Source organism: Leptolyngbya sp. NK1-12 (assembly GCF_032598965.1).
Taxonomy (GTDB): Bacteria; Cyanobacteriota; Cyanobacteriia; order Elainellales; family Elainellaceae; genus Elainella.
In genome coordinates this window covers 4,775,908-4,795,581 of the sequence record NZ_CP053586.1, presented here as the reverse complement: position 1 = coordinate 4,795,581, position 19,674 = coordinate 4,775,908, and the positions used below count along the sequence as shown (strand labels likewise).

Annotated in this window: 17 protein-coding genes; 11 read left to right on the top strand and 6 right to left on the bottom strand. The window is 51.0% G+C overall.

What is annotated here, in order from left to right; all coding sequences use genetic code 11:
- Nucleotides 1-49: 49 nt before the first annotated feature.
- Nucleotides 50-1,414, top strand: coding sequence for a gluconeogenesis factor YvcK family protein (locus HJG54_RS20495; RefSeq protein ID WP_316431070.1), 1,365 nt, complete (start codon nt 50-52; stop codon nt 1,412-1,414).
- A 5-nt stretch (nt 1,415-1,419) separates the two neighbouring features.
- Here the strand turns inward: HJG54_RS20495 and HJG54_RS20490 are convergent, their stop codons facing one another.
- Together HJG54_RS20490 and menB are read right to left on the bottom strand one after the other, a co-directional pair.
- Nucleotides 1,420-2,070 (bottom strand): hypothetical protein, encoded by a 651-nt coding sequence (locus HJG54_RS20490; protein ID WP_316431067.1) that lies wholly within the window; start codon nt 2,068-2,070, stop codon nt 1,420-1,422.
- A gap of 32 nt (nt 2,071-2,102) precedes the next feature.
- Nucleotides 2,103-2,936 carry a 1,4-dihydroxy-2-naphthoyl-CoA synthase gene (gene menB / locus HJG54_RS20485; protein ID WP_316431064.1) on the bottom strand — a complete coding sequence of 278 codons (834 nt, stop codon included), beginning with the start codon at nt 2,934-2,936 and terminating at the stop codon, nt 2,103-2,105.
- A 471-nt stretch (nt 2,937-3,407) separates the two neighbouring features.
- Here menB and HJG54_RS20480 point away from each other — a divergent pair, with 471 nt between their 5' ends.
- The gene (locus tag HJG54_RS20480; RefSeq protein WP_316431063.1) at nt 3,408-6,212 is read left to right on the top strand and encodes an ATP-binding protein; all 2,805 of its coding nucleotides are present in this window, start codon (nt 3,408-3,410) and stop codon (nt 6,210-6,212) included.
- Nucleotides 6,213-6,225: 13 nt separating this feature from the next.
- On the opposite strand, the gene HJG54_RS20475 is transcribed toward HJG54_RS20480, so the two are convergent.
- Nucleotides 6,226-7,152 carry a DNA-methyltransferase gene (locus HJG54_RS20475; protein ID WP_316431061.1) on the bottom strand — a complete coding sequence of 309 codons (927 nt, stop codon included), beginning with the start codon at nt 7,150-7,152 and terminating at the stop codon, nt 6,226-6,228.
- Between the two features lie 423 nt (nt 7,153-7,575).
- Here HJG54_RS20475 and HJG54_RS20470 point away from each other — a divergent pair, with 423 nt between their 5' ends.
- Nucleotides 7,576-8,109 carry a GAF domain-containing protein gene (locus HJG54_RS20470; protein WP_316431058.1) on the top strand — a complete coding sequence of 178 codons (534 nt, stop codon included), beginning with the start codon at nt 7,576-7,578 and terminating at the stop codon, nt 8,107-8,109.
- Between the two features lie 74 nt (nt 8,110-8,183).
- Entirely contained in the window at nt 8,184-9,170 is a 987-nt protein-coding gene (locus HJG54_RS20465; protein WP_316431057.1) for a lipid kinase, read from the top strand.
- A gap of 48 nt (nt 9,171-9,218) precedes the next feature.
- Here HJG54_RS20465 and HJG54_RS20460 read toward each other — a convergent pair whose 3' ends face one another.
- Nucleotides 9,219-9,587 carry a hypothetical protein gene (locus tag HJG54_RS20460; RefSeq protein ID WP_316431056.1) on the bottom strand — a complete coding sequence of 123 codons (369 nt, stop codon included), beginning with the start codon at nt 9,585-9,587 and terminating at the stop codon, nt 9,219-9,221.
- Between the two features lie 709 nt (nt 9,588-10,296).
- Nucleotides 10,297-12,102 (bottom strand): translation elongation factor 4, encoded by a 1,806-nt coding sequence (lepA, locus tag HJG54_RS20455; protein ID WP_316431055.1) that lies wholly within the window; start codon nt 12,100-12,102, stop codon nt 10,297-10,299.
- Between the two features lie 675 nt (nt 12,103-12,777).
- Here lepA and HJG54_RS20450 point away from each other — a divergent pair.
- The 7 genes from HJG54_RS20450 (at nt 12,778) to HJG54_RS20420 (ending at nt 18,266) form a co-directional block, all read left to right on the top strand.
- Nucleotides 12,778-13,005 (top strand): hypothetical protein, encoded by a 228-nt coding sequence (locus HJG54_RS20450; RefSeq protein ID WP_035997790.1) that lies wholly within the window; start codon nt 12,778-12,780, stop codon nt 13,003-13,005.
- A gap of 232 nt (nt 13,006-13,237) precedes the next feature.
- Nucleotides 13,238-15,046: an ATP-binding protein gene (locus HJG54_RS20445; protein ID WP_316431052.1), complete on the top strand. Its 1,809-nt coding sequence runs from the start codon at nt 13,238-13,240 to the stop codon at nt 15,044-15,046.
- A gap of 13 nt (nt 15,047-15,059) precedes the next feature.
- The gene (locus HJG54_RS20440; protein ID WP_316431050.1) at nt 15,060-15,656 is read left to right on the top strand and encodes a DUF4126 domain-containing protein; all 597 of its coding nucleotides are present in this window, start codon (nt 15,060-15,062) and stop codon (nt 15,654-15,656) included.
- Between the two features lie 162 nt (nt 15,657-15,818).
- Nucleotides 15,819-16,334 carry a CAP domain-containing protein gene (locus HJG54_RS20435; protein ID WP_316431049.1) on the top strand — a complete coding sequence of 172 codons (516 nt, stop codon included), beginning with the start codon at nt 15,819-15,821 and terminating at the stop codon, nt 16,332-16,334.
- Between the two features lie 31 nt (nt 16,335-16,365).
- Nucleotides 16,366-16,989 carry a ribonuclease H-like domain-containing protein gene (locus HJG54_RS20430; RefSeq protein ID WP_316431047.1) on the top strand — a complete coding sequence of 208 codons (624 nt, stop codon included), beginning with the start codon at nt 16,366-16,368 and terminating at the stop codon, nt 16,987-16,989.
- A 10-nt stretch (nt 16,990-16,999) separates the two neighbouring features.
- On the top strand, nt 17,000-17,362 hold the full coding sequence (locus HJG54_RS20425) for a hypothetical protein (protein ID WP_316431046.1): 363 nt from the start codon (nt 17,000-17,002) through the stop codon (nt 17,360-17,362).
- 100 nt (nt 17,363-17,462) lie between these two features.
- A complete protein-coding gene (locus tag HJG54_RS20420; RefSeq protein WP_316431044.1) occupies nt 17,463-18,266 on the top strand; it encodes a Uma2 family endonuclease in 804 nt (267 codons plus the stop codon).
- A 17-nt stretch (nt 18,267-18,283) separates the two neighbouring features.
- Here HJG54_RS20420 and HJG54_RS20415 read toward each other — a convergent pair whose 3' ends face one another.
- Nucleotides 18,284-19,669, bottom strand: coding sequence for an ATP-grasp domain-containing protein (locus HJG54_RS20415; protein WP_316431043.1), 1,386 nt, complete (start codon nt 19,667-19,669; stop codon nt 18,284-18,286).
- Nucleotides 19,670-19,674: the final 5 nt, after the last annotated feature.

The window sequence follows — 19,674 nt, the reverse complement described above, 5'->3', positions numbered from 1 at the left end:
GCCCCGGCAGCACGGCTGGGCCGTAGTTCTCTCTTTTCCGCCTACTCCTATGTCAATCGGTCTTCTTAAACAGGCGTTTCAAGTTCTAAAGCAAGAATCGCGCTATCGGACTCCAGCTCGGATTAATCAATGGTTCAAGTGGCTGGCGCCTGGATTGTTAGTCAAACGCTGGCTGTTGATTAGTGCAGCTGGTGTCATATTTGTGGCGCTGGGGTTGGCTATTTGGTCGAACCTGACGCCGATTTACTACATTAGTGAATTTACACGGGATTTCCTCCGCACCATTACCCGATTAATTCCCAGCTATATCAGTGGCCCCATCGTCGTGATTAGCGGCATTTTGCTGATTCTCTGGGGACAGACCCGCAGCCTCGGCTCGATTACAGAAGTCTTGATGCCACAGGGCAATGGCGATCTAGTCGATGTGCTGATGAACCACCGTCGCTTAAATCGCGGTCCAAAGATTGTAGTGCTGGGTGGTGGCACCGGCCTTTCTACCCTATTGCGCGGCCTCAAGACGTATAGTGCCAACATTACGGCGATTGTGACCGTTGCTGACGATGGTGGCTCGTCGGGCCGGTTGCGACGCGAGATTGGAGTACTGCCTCCGGGCGACATCCGCAACTGTTTGGCGGCGTTGGCCGATGAGGAAAAGCTGCTGACCGAACTGTTCCAATATCGCTTTCGGGCAGGAGATGGCCTAGTCGGGCATAGTTTTGGCAATCTGTTTCTTACCGTGATGAGCGAGGTAACCGGCGACATTGAGCAAGCCATTACCGCCAGTTCTAAAGTATTGGCGATTCGCGGTCAGGTGTTGCCAGCCACCCTCAGCGACATGCGGCTATGGGCCGAACTAGCCGATGGTCGTCGGATTGAAGGAGAATCGAACATCACCGAAGCGCGAGGTAAAATCGTTCGGATTGGCTGCACGCCTGCGAATCCCCCAGCTCTGCCCAAAGCGATCCAAGCCATTCAGGAAGCCGATTATCTAGTGATTGGCCCTGGCTCGCTCTACACCAGCATCATCCCCAACCTGCTGGTGCCCGAAATTACCGAAGCAATTGCTCAATCAAAGGCACTGCGCATCTACGTTTGCAATATTATGACGCAACCGGGCGAGACTGACGGCTACACTGTGGCCGATCACATCCGCATGCTGGATCAGGTGGCCGGTCAAAAGCTGTTTGATGCAGTGCTGGTGCAAAAAACTTCACCCTCGGCCCAATCTCTGATTCGCTATGCTCAGGAAGGCTCCCATCCGGTGTTCTTTGACCGAGAGGATGTGATGCGGTTGGGGCGGCGCGCCATAGTTGCCAACGTGATGGATGAAGATGTTGACACGGGCTATGTGCGTCACAATTCCGATCGGCTGGCCCGAATTTTGCTGCGTTGGTATGGTCGCATTCGCGGCTAAGCCGCCTATTCCAGCTCAAACAGGTCTACCATCTTTTCGTAGGTCAATCCCCTGACGCGCATCACCACGTCTTTGAGTGATGCAAACGGTTTGGTCTGGCGTTCTTGCTCAATCGCCTCCACGACTTTCTCAGCATTTCTGCCAGAGAGACCAATGCGCTTCATGCAGGTTAACACTTGGCCAGGTGCAGCCCGATTAAACACCGCCAATAGCCGATGAGAGAATGAGGATGGTGGCAGCGACGGCGATAGCAAGGCTGAAGGCTGATGGTCCAACCCGGAGAAGATGCGGTCTTCGCTGCTGTGGTAGCGCAAATCAGGCGGTACCAATTTAGGTGCGCCAGCCCATTGGTTTCTAAACAAAGTGATCTGCTTTTGCACGATGATTTCGTCCCGTGGTTCCACAATAAACGCTGCAATTGATTCGCAGCAGCGCCGATCAATTTGGTACGCCCGCGCCACGGCATAGTACTCAAAATTGCCATCTAGCACCGTATAGGAGGCCGTTCCTTCTCGTCGCACCACAATGGGGTTGACTATTCCCTCGACCTCCAGTATCAGATGGGCTGCTGCATCCAGTTCGGTTTCCGAAAAGGTCCAGCGCGACACGGTTGGTTTCACTTTCCTTAGCGGCACAAACGCCGTTGCCAGTTTCATGGCGATTGCTCCTATCCAGCGCACCTCTATTTTCAGGGTAGCCAAGGGTACTGGCGAAAGTCGGGTTGCCGTTTTTCTAAAAACGCCTGTTTGCCCTCGGCCCCTTCTTCGGTCATGTAGTAGAGCATGGTGGCATTGCCGGCCAACTCCTGTAGCCCAGCCTGCCCGTCACAATCTGCATTGAAGGCCGCTTTGAGGCAGCGAATTGCGATCGGGCTTTTTTCCAGAATTTCTTGTGCCCACCGGATGCCCTCGGCTTCGAGTTGGTCAACGGGAACCACGCAATTGACCAGCCCCATCTCTAACGCCTGCTGAGCGTTGTACTGCCGGCAGAGATACCAAATTTCTCGCGCTTTCTTCTGTCCTACAATGCGGGCCAAATAGCTAGCTCCAAAGCCGCCATCGAAACTACCGACCTTAGGGCCGGTTTGCCCAAAAATCGCATTGTCTGCCGCAATGGTTAAATCGCAGATCACATGCAGCACATGGCCGCCGCCAATCGCGTAGCCCGCTACCAGCGCAATCACCACCTTGGGCATCGAACGAATCAGCCGCTGCAAGTCGAGCACGTTGAGCCGGGGGGTGCCTTCCTCATCTAAGTAGCCAGCTTGGCCCCGCACACTCTGGTCGCCGCCGGAGCAAAAGGCATATTTGCCATCGCTATGAGGACCTGCCCCGGTAAACAGCACGACCCCAATTCGGCTATCTTCGCGGGCGTTGGAAAAGGCGTCATACAATTCAAAAATCGTCTTGGGCCGAAACGCATTCCGCTTATGGGGGCGGTTGATGGTAATTTTGGCAATACCATCGGCTTTGTGGTACAGGATATCTTCGTAGGTTTTGGCAACCTGCCAGTCAAGATGCATGGATCTTCGCCAACAATTCAACTTTCTTACCCTACACCTTGGAATGGAAAGTTTTGTACCTTGCTGTTGCACAGCAGTGTTTTAAGGTTTGAGTTTTAAGGGTGACGGACGAAACTTCAAATGTGGTGAGTATAGATTAAAGCGGCATTTGCGAGAGTCAATTATGCCTATACAGACAAACTTGTCTCTATGGGGTCTCTACGGGGGACTCATCTAGGAGGGACTCAATGCTCAATGTTGCGAGCAGAACCAGCAGTTGAGGGGAATTCTATCGTTGAAGAAACATCCGTTTAGACTAGCATCTTAGATTAACATCAGCTCATCTTGCACCCAGACCCACTTCCGGTCCCATCTAGCAAAACCTATTCTAAACCGGCAAAATTGCCTTAACCTACCACAAATTAGTTGCTCAAATCCCTGGCAGCTTGTTCCTAGTCGTTGATGCCCTGAGTTGACTTTCCTGAGAAATCCATGACAACCGCACCTCCGCCTTCTAGCCTCTTTCCTACCCCTCGTCTGCCCCGTAGTCTTAGCACCTTAGAAACCTGGGGATTTGGTGTCGTCACTCACATTGGCTGGCCGATTGTGGTGCCCTCGGTTCATGCTGCTTTGGGGGTAAAAGCCATTTTCGTCTGGGTTCCGGCGGTGCTGATCGGGATGCTGCTCAATTATCAGGTTCAGCGCTTAGGCATGCGGTTCATCGATCTAGCAGGCGGCACCTCCAGCTACACCCTACGGCTTTGGCAAGACCGGCCCCTTATAGCGCGGTATGTTGCTCTAGCGTTCTTCTGTGCTTGGGTCGCAGCAGTTCCGGTATATGCAATTGTCCTGACAAATTTGATCAAAGCCAACTTAGCAGTCCTAAACTTGTCTTGTCCAGAACTGCTGTTGAAGATTGGCTTTACACTCTTGCCCCTACTCTTAGCCTTCAGCGGTGCTCGCGCCATCAGTCTCTTGCATTTATTTTTTATTATTCCGGCGCTGGGGTTACTGCTGCTGTTTTGCTGCCAGGGGCTGGGTTGGTTGGCGTTTTCATCGGCCAGTCCTGGTTTTTTCCCAGAAAGCATTGCCATTCCTGGCTTCAGGGAATGGGCGCAGTGGTTTTTTCTGGTGGTTTGGGTGACCTATTCTGGCGAGTCAGCGGCAGCCTTTACCGCAGACAGTCGCAATCCGAGGGGGACGCTCCGGTTTTTACCGATCTCGGCTTGGCTGTTGGTACCCGTATTTATAGGTGGCTCTTGGGTCGTGATGCGGCTCGCGACCGATCCAAATTTAGGAGAAGATGCTTTTTTGAATGTGCTAGCAGCGTCTCAGCCCTTTTGGGGAGAATCGGCAGCGCTAATTACTACTTTCTGGCTGGTGGCGACCTGTTTGCTGAATAATGCTACGGTTGTTTCGATTTGTCCCCGCATGTTGTATCAGCTGTCTCTAGACGGGCATCTTTCGCCCATTTTTGCCGTTGTGTCGCGGCGGGGAGTATTCGGTCCAGCCTTGGCACTGATGGCAGTCCTGAGCTTGATGGGATTGGCCTGGGGAGATGTTTCTCGACTGGTGGTGTTTGGCAATGTCACCTGGTTCGTGGCGATGACGGCGTTTCATCTAGGACTGTGGCGACAACGTCGTCAGCCGAATGTGCTTTGGCCTCGGATCAGCTTGGGATTTTTTTGCCTAGAAGTAATTGTGCTGATTGTGGCAGCAGTGGCCTGGGGTTGGCAAAATTTTGTGCTGGGATTGCTGCCGCCGCTTGGAATTATGGGCATCGACGCTATGATTCGTCGGGTCCAACTGCCCTTGTTTCACCCTCAGTGGTGGCGGCGGCGGTATCAGCCTCGCCCTTGGGTAGGGCTGAACGACTCGGTTATGGTGCAGGTCGTGATTCTAATTCTGCTGCTTTCAGGTTCGGTATTGACAGGCTGGTGGTTTGGCACCCGCCTCAACGACAGCAACACAGCTAGCGGCGACAATCTGGTGGCAATTTTGTTGATGACTGTGGTGTTTGTGGGGGTAGCAATTGCCTGCTGGACGAGTTTGCCTCAGGTCGTCGCGATTGCCGAAGCCCGTGAAGCCACAGAACACCTGCTCAAAGTTGCCCAGGATGGCATTCTGGTCGTTGACGAAACCGGTAGGATCCAGCGAGCTAACCCCACAATTCAATCCTTATTCGAGGTTGAACCAGACCGGCTGATCGGACATCAGCTCAGCAAATGGTTGCCAGGATTGACACCCGATCCGTCGCAATGGCCACAGCGCAGTGAGCAATCCCTAGAGTTACCTAATCAAACCCGCACTCTAGAGATCTCGATTTCCGACCGGCCTCATCAAGATTTTCGGGAATACATTGTGATTCTGCACGATGTTACTCAACGCAAACAGGCCGAGCAGGTATTGCAGCAGTCTGAAGCGGAAATGCGGGCACAGGCTCAGCAACTGGCGGCCCAGTTAATTCAGAGTGAAAAAATGTCAAGCTTGGGCCAATTGGTGGCGGGAGTGGCCCACGAAATCAACAATCCCGTCAGTTTTATCTATGGCAATCTAGCCCATGCCGATGAGTATACCCAATCACTGCTGGCCTTACTGCATCTCTATCAACGCTATTACCCCAACCCGGTAGCTGAAATCCAAGCCAAGGCTAAAGCGATTGATGTGGATTTCCTCAAAGAGGATTTTCCCAAGCTGTTGACCTCTATGAAAGTCGGAGCCGATCGAATTCAGAAAATTGTGCTTTCTCTGCGTAATTTCTCTCGTAAAGACGAAGCTGAGATCAAAATGGTAGACATCCACGAGGGGATCGAGAATACCTTGCTGATTTTACAGAGTCGGCTGAAAGCCAAACCTAATCGTGGTGAGATCGCCGTGATCAAAGAATGCAGCGAATTGCCGACTGTGGAATGCTATGTTGGTCAACTTAATCAGGTATTTATGAATATCCTGGCTAACGCTATCGATGCACTAGAGGAGAAGCTGAAATATCAACCCAATTTCAAACCTACGATCTACATTCATACGCAGCCGTGCGACAGGGACTGGGTAAGGATTTGCATCATCGACAATGGCTCTGGCGTACCGGAAGCAATTCGCCACCGCTTATTTGATCCCTTTTTCACCACCAAGCCTGTCGGCAAAGGAACTGGATTGGGGCTGTCCCTCAGCTATGACATTATCACCAAAAAGCACGGCGGCAGGTTGCGCTATTTACCTGTACGGGACGGTGGCTCAGAGTTTGTGATCGAAATTCCTGTCCAGCAACAGGTTGAGGTAGTTGGTGTCAATACTTGATGCATCCCTCTAGTTATTTAGAATTACGCTCCCAAAATACGCCTTCGCTGTAGCCTTGAATGGTTTTGTCCTGGTCGGCCAAGGCCAGCCGCTTTTCGGCCAAACAGCAATAGGTGCGGTCAATTTCAACGCTGACGTAATTTCGACCTGTTTTTTTGGCAACCACGGCGGTTGTACCGACACCTGCAAAAGGATCGAACACCAGATCGCCGGCATGGGAGCTAGCCAGAATAATCTTTGCCAATAATTTTTCGGGCTTCTGGGTCGGGTGGTCGGTATTTTCGGGCATTGACCAGAACGGGACGGTTAAGTCGGTCCAGAGGTTGGAGGGATGGGTGAGGCGATAATTACCGTTGGTTGTACGCTGCCAGTCTTTTGGGTTGCCGACTGGGTCCGTGTAGGGTGCCATGACGCGCCGCTTTAGCTTCACCGCATCCAAATTGAAGGTATAGTGCTCGGTCGCCGTACAAAACCAGATTTGTTCGGCACAGTTCTTCCAGTTGGCCTTAGCTCCTCGGCCCTTCTCTCGCTCCCAGGTGATGCAGTTACGCACATGCAGATACCGCTCTGCCACCAAGTGAATAGCTGCTGCCGAACGCCAATCGCCGCAGATATAAACCGAAGCAGTGGGCTTTAGTACCTTCAGCAGCGTTGGCAACCATTGCTCTAACCAGGTTTGGTAATCAGCAATCGAGCCTTTCCGAAAAGCAGTTTCACCAAAAGATTTAGTTAGGTTGTAAGGTGGATCGATGAATAGCAAATCGACAAATTGGCTGGGCAACCAATCCAGAATCTCAAACAGATTCTGTTGAATTGTTCGGTTCAAAATTTGGGTCGGCGTCACCTCAGCTGATAAGTGCAGCAACTGCTGCTGATAATCAGACAGCTCGGCAGCGGTTAATTGAAGAGTTCGATTGCGGGGTGCTCTTAGCTTTTCCACAGTTTGAGTGAGTAATTAATTGGTCCTTGGTCAGTTGTAGAAGGCTAAGCGCTTATTTTCAAGTTAGTTTCAGGCTGGACTGACAAAACTCCAATCGCTGGCGGCTTCAAGCCGCAGCTACACAGACAAAACCCGCCTTCGCAGGTCACTCGACCCAACGATATAGCGTGGTGCGATAGTTGGCGCGGGACGCAGGCTGAGACGAAATGCTATACGCTGCAAACCACAATTTCTCTCGAAAGGTCGATTTACAAAGCACTACTTCGTATCCGATGCTCACTGAAAACTGGTCATAAAAGTTAGTCACAACGCGGATCACACTATTGGTGATAATCACTATTGGTGATAATCAGACCTGCCACCTTACTCCTCTGCGCATTCCCGTCACCTGCCATTCTGTCCTTCATCCAAGCTAGGAGTAGCATGACTCTCACAATGCCTGCAAGCCTAGAAACTCTATTTTCGCAACACCAGGAGCCGGAAGCGCTATTTGAGGCTCTGTTGCCTGCCATTTGTGATATTCTTCACACCGATCGCTGTTTTCTAGAAGTGCGCAAACCCTCGGAGCGGCTATACCGGGTATTCTGCTGGCGACGCCGTCCTGAGTTTCCCGACCTAACGACTGATGGCTGGCAACGCGAGAAATTGTGGGAAGCCGAAGACCCTCTGTATGCCGCCGCACTCCGAGCTGAGCCGTCAATTTATGTTGAGGATGTGGAAACTGCCCCACCAGAGGTTGTGAATCTCGATTTTGAGCGCAAAAACTTCGGCCATCGAGCGCTAGTTCATGCCCATATCTGCCAGGACGGCGTGTTGTATGGAATTTTGCAGCCCTGTATGTTTGGACATCCCAGAGTTTGGAGTGAGTTTGATCGGTCGGTGATCGAGCCGGTTATAGAGCGCCTCCGACCCTTCGTAGTCCGCTATGGGGAGACGGCCAGGTTAGCTACGGTTTAGAGGCTGTGGTTTTAGCTCGCTGGTGAGACAGGGATGGACTGAGAAGGTTGGCTGAGCGGCCGATGAACTTTGCTATGACAACCTTTGGAGGGATGTGGCGGGGGAATCAGTCCAGTACGATTAGTTGGAGCTTGGCAATCTACCTGCCCGCTCTTGTCTCCAAACCCAACGAAGCAACCTCTGTGAACCAGCGTGCCCTATTTTTGGTCAACCGCCGTGCCCGCAAAGGACCGGCCAAGCTTGCTGAAGCAATCGGTTTACTCAAACAAGCTGGCTTTGAGTTAATCGAGGAATTGATTGAGCCGGGGCGCAGTTTAACGGAAGTGATGCAACAGCATCGTCAGCAGGTAGATTTAGTGATTGTAGGCGGTGGGGATGGTACCCTAAATGCGGCCATCGCCGGACTGGTAGACACCCAACTGCCGCTAGGAATTCTGCCCCTGGGTACGGCCAACGACCTGGCCCGGACGCTGAATATTCCTACAGACCTCGCTGCCGCCTGCCAAATCATTGCCAACGGCAAACAGGAGCGGATTGATTTGGGCTGGGTGAACGGCCAATATTTCTTCAACGTCGCTAGCTTGGGGCTAAGCGTGCAAATTACTCGTCAGCTCAACCAAGAAATGAAGCGGCACTGGGGTGTTTTGGCCTATGGGGTAGCGGCTTTGCGCGTTTTGCTCCATTCCCGTCCGTTTAGCGTCGAGCTGCGCCTGAATCGGGGTGAGCCGATTCAAATGAAGACTGTTCAGGTTGCCGTTGGTAATGGGCGCTATTATGGAGGCGGCATGACGGTTGCCAAACGGGCCACCATTGACGATCAACAGCTCGATGTCTATAGTCTCAATATCAAACACTGGTGGCAAATGCTCCTGATTTTGCCAGCAATGCGCACCGGCAATCACACCTCCTGGTCATTTGTACAGCACTATCGTTGTCGAGAGGTGGAAGTATTTACCCGCAGGCGGCAGGCAATCAACACCGATGGTGAAATCACCTGCCAAACGCCGGCTCACTTCCGGGTGGTGCCCCAAGCAATTGCTGTATTTGTGCCAACTGTGTAAAGCTTAAAAGCTAATGTTACGAGTATTGATGCTGGGAGTTAGGAGACTTTAGCGAGGATCTTCTAGCTTGTCGTGAATTGGGCAGCGCTGCCAAGCTTTGCCATCTAAATATTGCACCCCGGTCTCGCCATCTTCGATGTACCACCATACTTCAGAACCATTCTCGTTATTCAACACCAACGCGGTTCTGCCTTGTCGGATTTCAACCTGCCACGCTCCGCTATGGATCTGATGGCGTTCTGTAGGTAATCCGGATCTATTGCTTGATATAGAAGCCAATACAACTTGGGCAAAGTGGAATGTAAAGTTACCATAGAGCGTGAGCTGCTGTGATTCTTTGTAGTAGCAATATCCCTGGGAGTAATCGCGAGTGAACCGATTTTCTTCCCGCCTGAGGATTGTATCTCGTAGATCCATGGTTACTTGCAATCTGGTTGAAAATGCTTGCACCTTAAACTTCTCCTATTGATACTTAAGACCACTAGCAAGACCCTATGCCTTGATGCAACGAATTGATTTCAGGGTATCGGGTGTTGCGGTTGATGTCAGTCTGAGAAAGTCAGGAAAAGTCATACCATTAGATTTTGCATTTTATAGTGGTTGCCAGAAGGGATAGGACATTATTATGGGCGAGCGAAGTGCCCCACAACAATATTTCTGCCCTAACTGTCGTGGCAACAGCTATGGATTTTGGAGGACTGGTGGCGCAATTAATTTTTGCACAGGCATCTGTGGCATCTTTCCTGAATTGGTATCAGTTGAGTGCCATCTATAGCAGCTGATTGGAGGTGGATGGGTGGGGAAGTGAAGCAGTAGCTACAGCATTTAGAACAGCATTTAGAAAAGATTGCTGCGGCTTGCAGAATCTGACTTGGAACTGACTTTTGACTGACCTTTATCTATTGTGTTTCATTCATGAGCTAGCTACAGTAGGAGACAACTACAGAAGACGTTAATTGCACTAACGTTTCTTCACAGCACTGTTTCTCCTTTTAATCAACAGACGACTACTTTCCTGTTCACGGAAATGGTCGTCTATTTTTATGCTAACTTTCGCAACCTTGATTGCTTCGGCAGTTGCAGCAATGTCTGACCCCTGTGCCTGATATAAGCAGCTCAGTTAAGCCTACTGCAACTTCAGCACCGCCATAAATGCTTCCTGCGGCACATCGACGGTACCAATTGCCTTCAGGCGTTTCTTGCCCTTGGCCTGCTTCTGCAACAGTTTCTTCTTACGGGAAATGTCGCCACCGTAGCACTTGGCTAAGACATCCTTCCGCAGGGCCGGAATATGCTCACTGGCAACAATTCGGGTGCCAATAGCCGCCTGAATTGGGATCTTAAACTGGTGGCGGGGAATTAGTTCCTTCAGCTTTTCCACCAGCGCTTTGCCAACGTAGTAAGCCTTGTCGCGATGCACGATGGTTGCCAACGGATCGACCTTATCGCCGTTGATCAGAATATCTAGCTTCACCAGCGGGTTTTCGCGGTAGCCGATCAGGTGATACTCCATACTGGCATAACCGCGCGAGCGGGACTTCATTTGGTCAAAGAAATCAGTCACAACCTCGGCTAAGGGAATTTCGTAGACCAGCGTCGTGCGGCCCTGGGTGAGGTACTTCATGTCTTTAAAGACACCGCGACGGCTCTGGCTCAGCTCCATCAGCGCCCCAACAAATTCCTCCGGCGTAATCATATCAACCTGTACATAAGGCTCTTCGATTTTTTCCCGGTATTGGGGATCGGGCAAGAGGCTGGGGTTGTCGATGAAAATGTCTTCGCCGCCGATTTTGGTCACTTTATAGATTACCGAAGGCGCAGTCGTGATCAGATCCAGGTCATACTCCCGTTCTAGGCGCTCCTGCACAATTTCCATATGCAGCAGGCCCAAGAAGCCGCAGCGGAAGCCAAATCCCATCGCGCTAGAAGTTTCCGGTTCGTACTGGAGGGCAGCATCGTTGAGCCGGAGTTTTTCTAGGGCTTCGCGCAGATCTTCGAACTGATCGGCATCGGTGGGGAAGAGGCCGCAGAACACCATTGGTTTGGCTTCGGTATAGCCGGGTAGCGGTTCGGGGGCGGCAGCCGTTGCCAGCGTGATCGTATCGCCGACTCGCGCGTCTTCCACTGATTTAATTGCCGCGGCTAAATAGCCTACTTCGCCCGCGTGCAGTTCTGTCACCGGAATTTGGTTGGGTGACAAAACTCCTAGCTCATCAATCTCGTATTCTTTTTTGGAAGCCATAAAGCGGATGCGGTCGCCCTGCTTGACAGCTCCATCCATTACCCGGAAGTAAACAATCACACCCCGGTAGGCATCATAGTAGCTATCAAAAATCAATGCCCTCAGCGGTTGGTTGATAGTGTCTCGCGGCGGCGGCACCTTCTCAACGATCGCCTCGAGAATTTCATCAATCCCAATCCCTTCCTTGGCGGAGGCATGGATTGCGTCGCTGCAATCCAGCCCGATAATTTCCTCAATCTCGCCTGCTACCCGGTCGGGTTCTGCTCCGGGTAAATCAATTTTGTTGAGTACTGGGATAATCTCCAGATCGTTTTCTAGGGCCAGGTAGACATTGGCCAGGGTTTGGGCTTCAACGCCTTGAGAGGCGTCCACCACCAGCAGTGCCCCTTCACAGGCAGCCAGAGAGCGTGAGACCTCGTAGGAAAAGTCCACATGCCCTGGTGTGTCGATCAAATTCAGCACATACTGCTGCCCGTCTTTAGCCGTGTAGTTCATGCGAGCAGCCTGCAGCTTAATCGTGATGCCGCGTTCCCGCTCCAGTTCCATGTTGTCGAGCAACTGGTCTTTCATCTCGCGGTCGGGGACCGTACCCGTCACTTGCAGCAGGCGATCTGCCAGGGTCGATTTACCGTGGTCAATGTGGGCAATAATCGAAAAGTTGCGAATTCGAGAGACAGGTGCGTCCGTCATAAACCTCAACGTAAGGGGAAGCAGAGTAGGTAGATTCAACCCCACAGCATCAGACCTGACCTATACCGGGGATCGCTGGGGATAACAGATAGCATCAATGCTTGCTTAAAACATTGTAATCCTTCCCTTCCCTCTGCGGACGGAACAAAGACTCTCTCAGGGCGGTTGGGCAAGCGGTTGAGGCATTTTGACCCCTACATACAATCAAACCCATCTAGCCGAAGTGACAGCAATTAAAGCGATTTGGGGTTGAATAGGGTTTAATGGATTGCAGAGGTTCAGTCTGTCTCGGTGTTCTCAAGGCGTCGGATCTGCTTGATTAATTGAAGGCGCTCAGTGAAGCGTTGAGTGGCTCTGAGTTGGCTCTAATTGAGTTAGCTCTACTGGCCTGTTTAGGCTCTGGCGCTTGGTTGCAATTGGGTTGCAGCTTGGCCGCACCTTACCCGCTCAGCATTTATGCTTACGGCTTCGATCGACAGTTTGCTCTAGTCTAGTACTTATTGCTAGTAAATTTACGGCATGAAAGTTAGAACGACCTTATTTCTCAGGCATAGTGCGGTCATCTTGCCTACGGCAGATCCTGCGCCCGCCCTACAATAGCTCCATACTTTGCCCCGTACTTTACTATCAGTGATTTGCTGGTAAAACCCTAATTCTGAATCATCCTAATCCTGTATGAATGACCCCAGTGTTGACTCTAAACCCCTGTCTGGCAAAGTTAGCGTCTCGATCCAAATTGACGCGGAGTTGCTAGAGCAGATTAGTCATCTAACAAGCGATCCCAGTAAGGTAATTGAAGTCGCAGTGCGGCAATGGCTGGGCGGCAGTCGCCGAGATGATGATTTGACGCGCACGATGCGCCGAAATCCTCCTGTTCCTCCCAAGGGAGAGTGGAATGATTAATGTGGATCGGTTGGATCGGTTTGGATAGCGCAACCTGCTTCGCTAATTGTGATTTACAATCTCAGCAATTTGGCTGGCTCCGGCTTCCGGTGGGAATGAATTGGAATATTTAGGTTAGCGCAACGTTGACTTGCCTTGGCTGGTCTGTCGGCTGGATCGATCTCAAGTCAACCTGGGAAAGTTCTCCAAATTTTACCCTGCTGTTTGTGGTTCTACTTGTGACTCTACACCGATGACTTCTTCCGGCGACCTTTCACTTTCCACTGCTGACTCGCTGCCCCCTGCAACAGCTCAGAGGTTGGATGGTCTTTCATCGGTGGCTGGAGCTGATCTGGTTTTCACCCAAACGCTGACAGGGCATTATCTGTCCTTCTATTGGCGGGAGGCACAGCGCTACGGCCTCAAGTTGGAGCAGGTGATCGGCCAACCGATGCAGGAAACTTTTGCCCCCGTGGCGATTGTTTCCTATGTAGAGCAGATTCAGCAAGTATTAGACTACCTGATCCCGCTCCAATTTGAGTATCCGTTCGCCTATGCCGGTCAGTACTTTGTCTTTAACTTGACTGTCAGTCCAGTGTTGGTGCCCCACGGCACAGCCACCAGCGTTGTTGTGAACGGGCAGTTTCTCTACACGGTTCCTGAAAGTCGGGCGCTAGAGTTCGTCGATCGAGTCCATGCCGAACCGTCGCCTCGGGCCAATCACTCCCGCAAACAGCTTAGCAAGATTATCTGGAACATTCGCCATACGCTGGATCTAGAGGTGATTTGTCAGCAGACGGTAGATGGGTTGGGCGAAGTTCTGGGAGTGAGTCGCTGCCTGATTTATCCCTATCAGCCGGACAATTCTAGTCTGAGCGCTGTAGCGGAGTACCATCAGCCCGACTTACCTTCGCTGTTGAGCACTGAGCTGGCCATCGCAGACCCCCACATCAATGAAGCGTTAACGACGCTAAAGCCTGTAGTGGTGCCAGCATCGGAAAGCAACGGAGAGGCAGCCTCTCCCGCGATGCTGGTAATTGCCACCTGTTATCAAGACCAGCCCAATAGTTTAATTCTGTTGCATCAGTTGAACCGCTCTCGCCTTTGGAGTGAAATCGAGATTGATTTGCTGTGCGAAATTGCCGATCAGGTGGGTACCGGAATTGCCCATGCTTCGCTATTTAAGGCCAGCCGTACCATAGTCGATGAGTTGCAGCGGATGAACGAAAGCCTGATGCGGCAGCACTCGGATTTGGAAGAGGCCCGTCAGCAGGCCGAAGCCGCTTCTCGCCTCAAGAGTGAGTTTCTCGCCAATACTTCCCACGAGTTGCGGACGCCCCTCAACGGTGTGATTGGCTTTCTGAAGCTGATTCTAGACGGCATGATTGACGAACCTGAAGAACAGCGTCAGTGCATTGACGAAGCCTATCGCTCTGCTATGCATTTGATGGATGTGATTCAGGACATTCTCGACATTGCCAAAATTGAAGCGGGCAAAATGCAGCTTGATCTCAACCCAGTTAAGCTCGATGACCTGCTGGTTGATGTCGAGAAGTTTACCCGTCCGCAGGCGCAGCAGCGTAACTTAAGCTTCGAGATTCGTGCCCCTGATACGCGAGACGAGGTGATCCTATACGGCAACTACCAGCGCTTGAAGCAGGTAATGCTGAATCTGGTCGGCAATGCGATCAAATTCACCCATGAGGGCAGCATTACGATTAGCGCCGAAGTAATTCCAGGCAAAGTGGTTGTGCAGGGCGAAGAAAAGCCCGGTATGGTCAAAATTAGCGTCGCCGATACGGGAATTGGGGTATCGCTAGAAAAGCAAGACAAGCTGTTTCAAACCTTTAGCCAGGTGGATGGCTCGCGGACGCGACAGTATGGCGGCACTGGCTTGGGGTTAGCGATTTCTCAAAAGTTGGTGGAAGCAATGGGCGGAGTGGTGAACTTCTTCAGCATGGGCGAAGGGTTGGGATCCACCGTGACCTTCACCGTACCGCTGTATCAAGATCCGGTGATGGTGGCAGCACCGTTGACCGATTCGGCAGATTTGCTGCTTTAAGGGAGGGTGACAAATGCTGGAAGTATTAGCCGCCCTCTCGCTTTCAGCTGCGGTGGGGATGCGGATTGGCCTGCCGCTGCTGCTGATTGGCCTGCTCTACAGCGATAACCTCTGGGCCAATGTACCGATTTTGTCACAGATTCCACCGCCGATTGTCTTAGGGGTACTGGTGAGCTGGTCGCTGGTGGAATTACTGTTCTCGAAGGAGCGCTTGGGGCAGAGGCTGTTGCAAATCGTGCAGCTTTTGTTCAGTCCTGTTGTGGGTGGGATTGTGGGCATGACTGTGGCTCGCACCGCCCAACTCGATGCCGCTTTGGCTTGGGTGTTAACCATTTTGGGTGGCTTGCTGGCGTTTGTGCTGCACCTTGTGCAGGTAGGCTGGTCCTATCGGCTACGGGGGCTGCCGATCTGGGTGATCTTTATTCAAGACTTTCTCTGTGTTGCTTTAGCTCTGCTTGCCTTTGATGCCCCTCAGCAGGGGGGCTTACTGGCGCTGCTGCTCCTCTGGCTGACAATTCGCAGTTCAACTGAATGGCGACGTTGGTATATTCAGCAGGCGGGTGCCAGAAATAGTCGCAATCCGCGTCAGTACAAGCGTGATCCAGACTAGGAGATGCTCAGAGAAATAGCCAATTGAGATAGCAAGCAAGATAGCAAATACGATGGCAAATGGGTCTGTTGAGCTATTAGTCATCGATCTCGATCACACCCGGGGGACCGCAACTCTACTAACCTGAAGGCGGCAAATCAGACACTCTTGGAGGTGTTTTTAATGAACAACAGAGTGCCTACAGTTACGCCTGCGCGTACCCAACTGACCGTTGAGCTAGGCCGATCCCAAAACAGATCGCCGTTCAGTCAACTTCGAATGCGGGTCAACAAGCGGGCCACCGCCAACTCCTCGATGGCGACGTTGGAACAATCTGTGTTTCAGCAGATCAACCAATATCGTCAGCAGAGGGGACTAGCTCCTTTGACGCGCAATGCCACTATTAACCAGCAGGCGCGTCAGCATAGCCAAAATATGGCGAATAGCCGTACCTTGAGCCATAACGGCTTTAGCGCTCGCATTCAAACGATCGGCAAAACGATTCCCTATCGGGCTGCTGCCGAAAACGTAGCCTACAATGCGGGTTTCAGCAATCCAGCAGCTCAAGCCGTGAATGGTTGGCTCAAAAGTTCGGGGCATCTGCGCAACATCATGGGCAACTATAATCTGACTGGGATCGGAGTTGCCAAAAACAGTCAGGGCGAGTTCTACTTTACTCAGATCTTTATCAGGCGTTAGCACGAGTTTCTAAGATTCAGGGAGGCATAGGGTGGAAGACTTTCAAGTGTGCGATCAAGATTTGCCGGCAGAAATTTTAGCGGGCTATCTGCAAGCAGAGGCGATCGCCGTCGATACCGAAACAATGGGGCTTCTACCACAGCGTGATCGGTTATGTCTGGTGCAGCTTTGTGATCCGGCAGGACATGTCACCGCATTGCGCATTGCCAAGGGTCAAGCAGCCGCTCCCAACCTCAAGCGTCTACTCGAAACCGATTCGGTTTTGAAAGTCTTCCACTTTGCCCGCTTCGATCTAGCTACGCTGCGCTACCACCTTGGTATTCACGTCAACCCGGTTTTTTGCACCAAAATTGCCAGTAAGCTAGCCCGCACCTACAGTCCCAAGCATGGCCTCAAGGATGTGGTGCAAGAGCTAGAGCAGGTTGAGCTGGATAAAACGGCCCAAAGTTCTGACTGGGGAAATGCGGCTAACCTCTCAGACGAACAACTGCGCTACGCGGCTAACGATGTGCGCTATTTACTGGATGTTCGCCTCAAACTTACCGATATGCTGCAGCGAGAAGAGCGCTGGGAACTGGCTCGGCAGTGTTTTCAATGTTTGCCGACGATTGTGTCGCTTGATTTACTGCAATATCAGGGAGTTTTTGAGCATTGATAAATTTTGCATGAATAAAACTGTATTAGTTGCTAGTATTTTTCTCCTTGCTAGTTTATTCGCGGCTTGTGATTTTTCTAATCCTGAAGTAAGTATTAACGACGTTCAGAAATCAGAAGAGATTACGCTTCAGAAGGTGGCGAATCAAGGCAATATTTATGCTCTGCGGATTCACCTTTCTGGCAAGCTAGATGGAGAAGCTAAGGTTGCGCTACTTGCCAATGCCCAACCCTATCGAGTTGAGACGATTCACAATCAAGTGAACTTGATCTGGGAAGGAGACTGGTACGCCGACAAAGCTGTGATTCGCTACGAACCTGTCCGCGTCAAGTCGGGAAGGATTTCAATCCGCTATCGATTTTCTGGTCTATAGATTGAGCCTGTACATTGAACCTCTAGATCGAACCCAATCTGGGGAATGGAAAACTACGCTATGCTAGAGCCAATCAGAAATTGAGCAAAACCAAGCCGATATGACTGAAATCCTTGCTCAAACCTCATTAGAAACTGATCTGCCTCCTCCATTTCCTGACCATACTCAGCTTCCAGAGTCAGATGGTTCGTTTGTGAAAAATTTTCAAGAACATCCTCAAAGCCTGATTTTGACAGATTCGCTCAACCCAATTTTAGAGCGACTGCATCCGGACGGGCAGTATGCGATCGGTCAAGATTGTGGCATTTACTGGCGAGAAACGGATCCCCCGGAAAAGGGTGCGGAAGCACCGGATTGGTTCTATGTGCCAAATGTGCCGCCTAAGTTAGACGGACAGATCCGCCGCTCCTATGTGATCTGGCGTGAACATATTTCCCCCACAATTGCTCTGGAATTTGCGTCGGGTGATGGCAGCCAAGAGCGGGACCAAACCCCGGTCTTCCGTGTTGAAGGAACAGGCAGTAAACCCGGCAAGTTTTGGGTCTATGAACAAATTATTCACATTCCCTACTACGGCATTTTTCTGATCACCCGCAACGAATTAGAGATGTACCAGCTCGTTGGTGCTTATTATGAACGCATGATACCCAACCAGCGAGGTCACTATCCGATTCCGCCTCTAGAAGTAGAAATTGGTATTTGGCAGGGGACTTATCTGAACCAAACTCAGGCTTGGCTGCGCTGGTGGGATCTGGAAGGCAATCTGCTGTTGACAGGCCAAGAGCGGGCAGAGCTAGCAGAACAACGAGCCGAATCAGCAGAACAACGAGCCGAATCAGCAGAACAACGAGCTGCTAGGCTGGCAGAACGGCTGCGGGCCATGGGTGTTGATCCAGACCTGTAGCGTGGAAATTAGCTGAGTTAATCTCCATCTAGCTCGACTAGTTTGCCAATATTAAAATCAATGCGTACCCAGCCTTTCATCTGCTCTAGATTTTTCAGGAGCAACAGCGGAATATGCCAGTGGTGTACCATCAAGAACGGTAGCGGATCGTGAACTTGGTAAATTGCGTCGGTGCCCTGGAAGAGAGTTTGTAGACGAGTGCGTAGATCAGAGAGTGAACGAATTCCCGTGAAGCGCCACAGTTCGTGATACAGCCAATAGGTAGGTTTGCTAGTAGGTAAAGGCTGCATCGGTTCTGACAGAGGAACGGTATCCAGATAGGCATCTGCCACACCAGGATGATTATAAAACATCGTAATTGCAGAATGAGTGCGGGGATTGCATTCAATCGCGTAGACTGCACCATCTGCGGTTTGGATAAAATCGAACGAGAACTGTCCGGTTAGGTTTAGCCCTTTGACAAACTGCTGTACCCAATCCAGAATTGCTGGATTCTCCACATGCTGATAATTGACCTGAAAGGCAGAAGATTCGCAGCAACAGTGTAAGCGCAATTCGCCGTTTCGCACTGTACTGTGGGTACAAAACTCCTGTCCAGCAATAAACTCTTGCATAATCCAAGGATTTTCTGAGCTGATTGGCAAACTATAGACAAATGCTTTCATGTCCTCGTAGGAAGGACAGGGTAAACGAGTCAAGTTCAACCGATAAACCGAGTTATAGGCAATGCTTTTGAGAATATAGGAGCGTGTTTCTTGAGAGAAGTCGAACTGTAGTACTTGTTCTGGTGCAGTGATGTAGAACGATTTGGGAACAGATAAATCGAGTGATTGCGCCAGTTGATTGAAGCTGTATTTGTTATCGAGGGCTTTCACCGTTGCTGCATCGGTGTGAAATACTTCGCAATAGGGCAATAGAGCGGCTTCTGCCAACGCATCATAATAGCTGGCGACGGGACTACAAACCGGCACATAGACATCAACCTGTTCTCGCTGCACAATTTCTAAGAGTGCTTGAGTATAGGCATCAGCACTATCCTGGGGCGTGGGTACAGTGTAAAAGCGGTTCACTGCTTTAGAAAATCGATGTCCAGTCAGCCAATACTTGTGTGTTTCCACCAGAATGACTCGATGCCCAGCCGCATGAAAGGAGCGTGCTAACTGAAGCGCCTTAGTCATCTTGCCACCGCTGATCAAAACGGTTTTCGGCTGAGCAATCCGAGGCTGAGATAGTTCTATAAATAGATTTCCTATTGATGTTAGAAATACAAAAGCAGCATTAAGTGGTAATGCAATCGACAACAAAACTAAAGTTCCTAGGTTTTGTAGAATTACCTGAATATTAACACGACCAGGAAACGCAGTTGGAATGTTGAGAAACGAGCCGAATGAAGATTGTGCCATAGAAG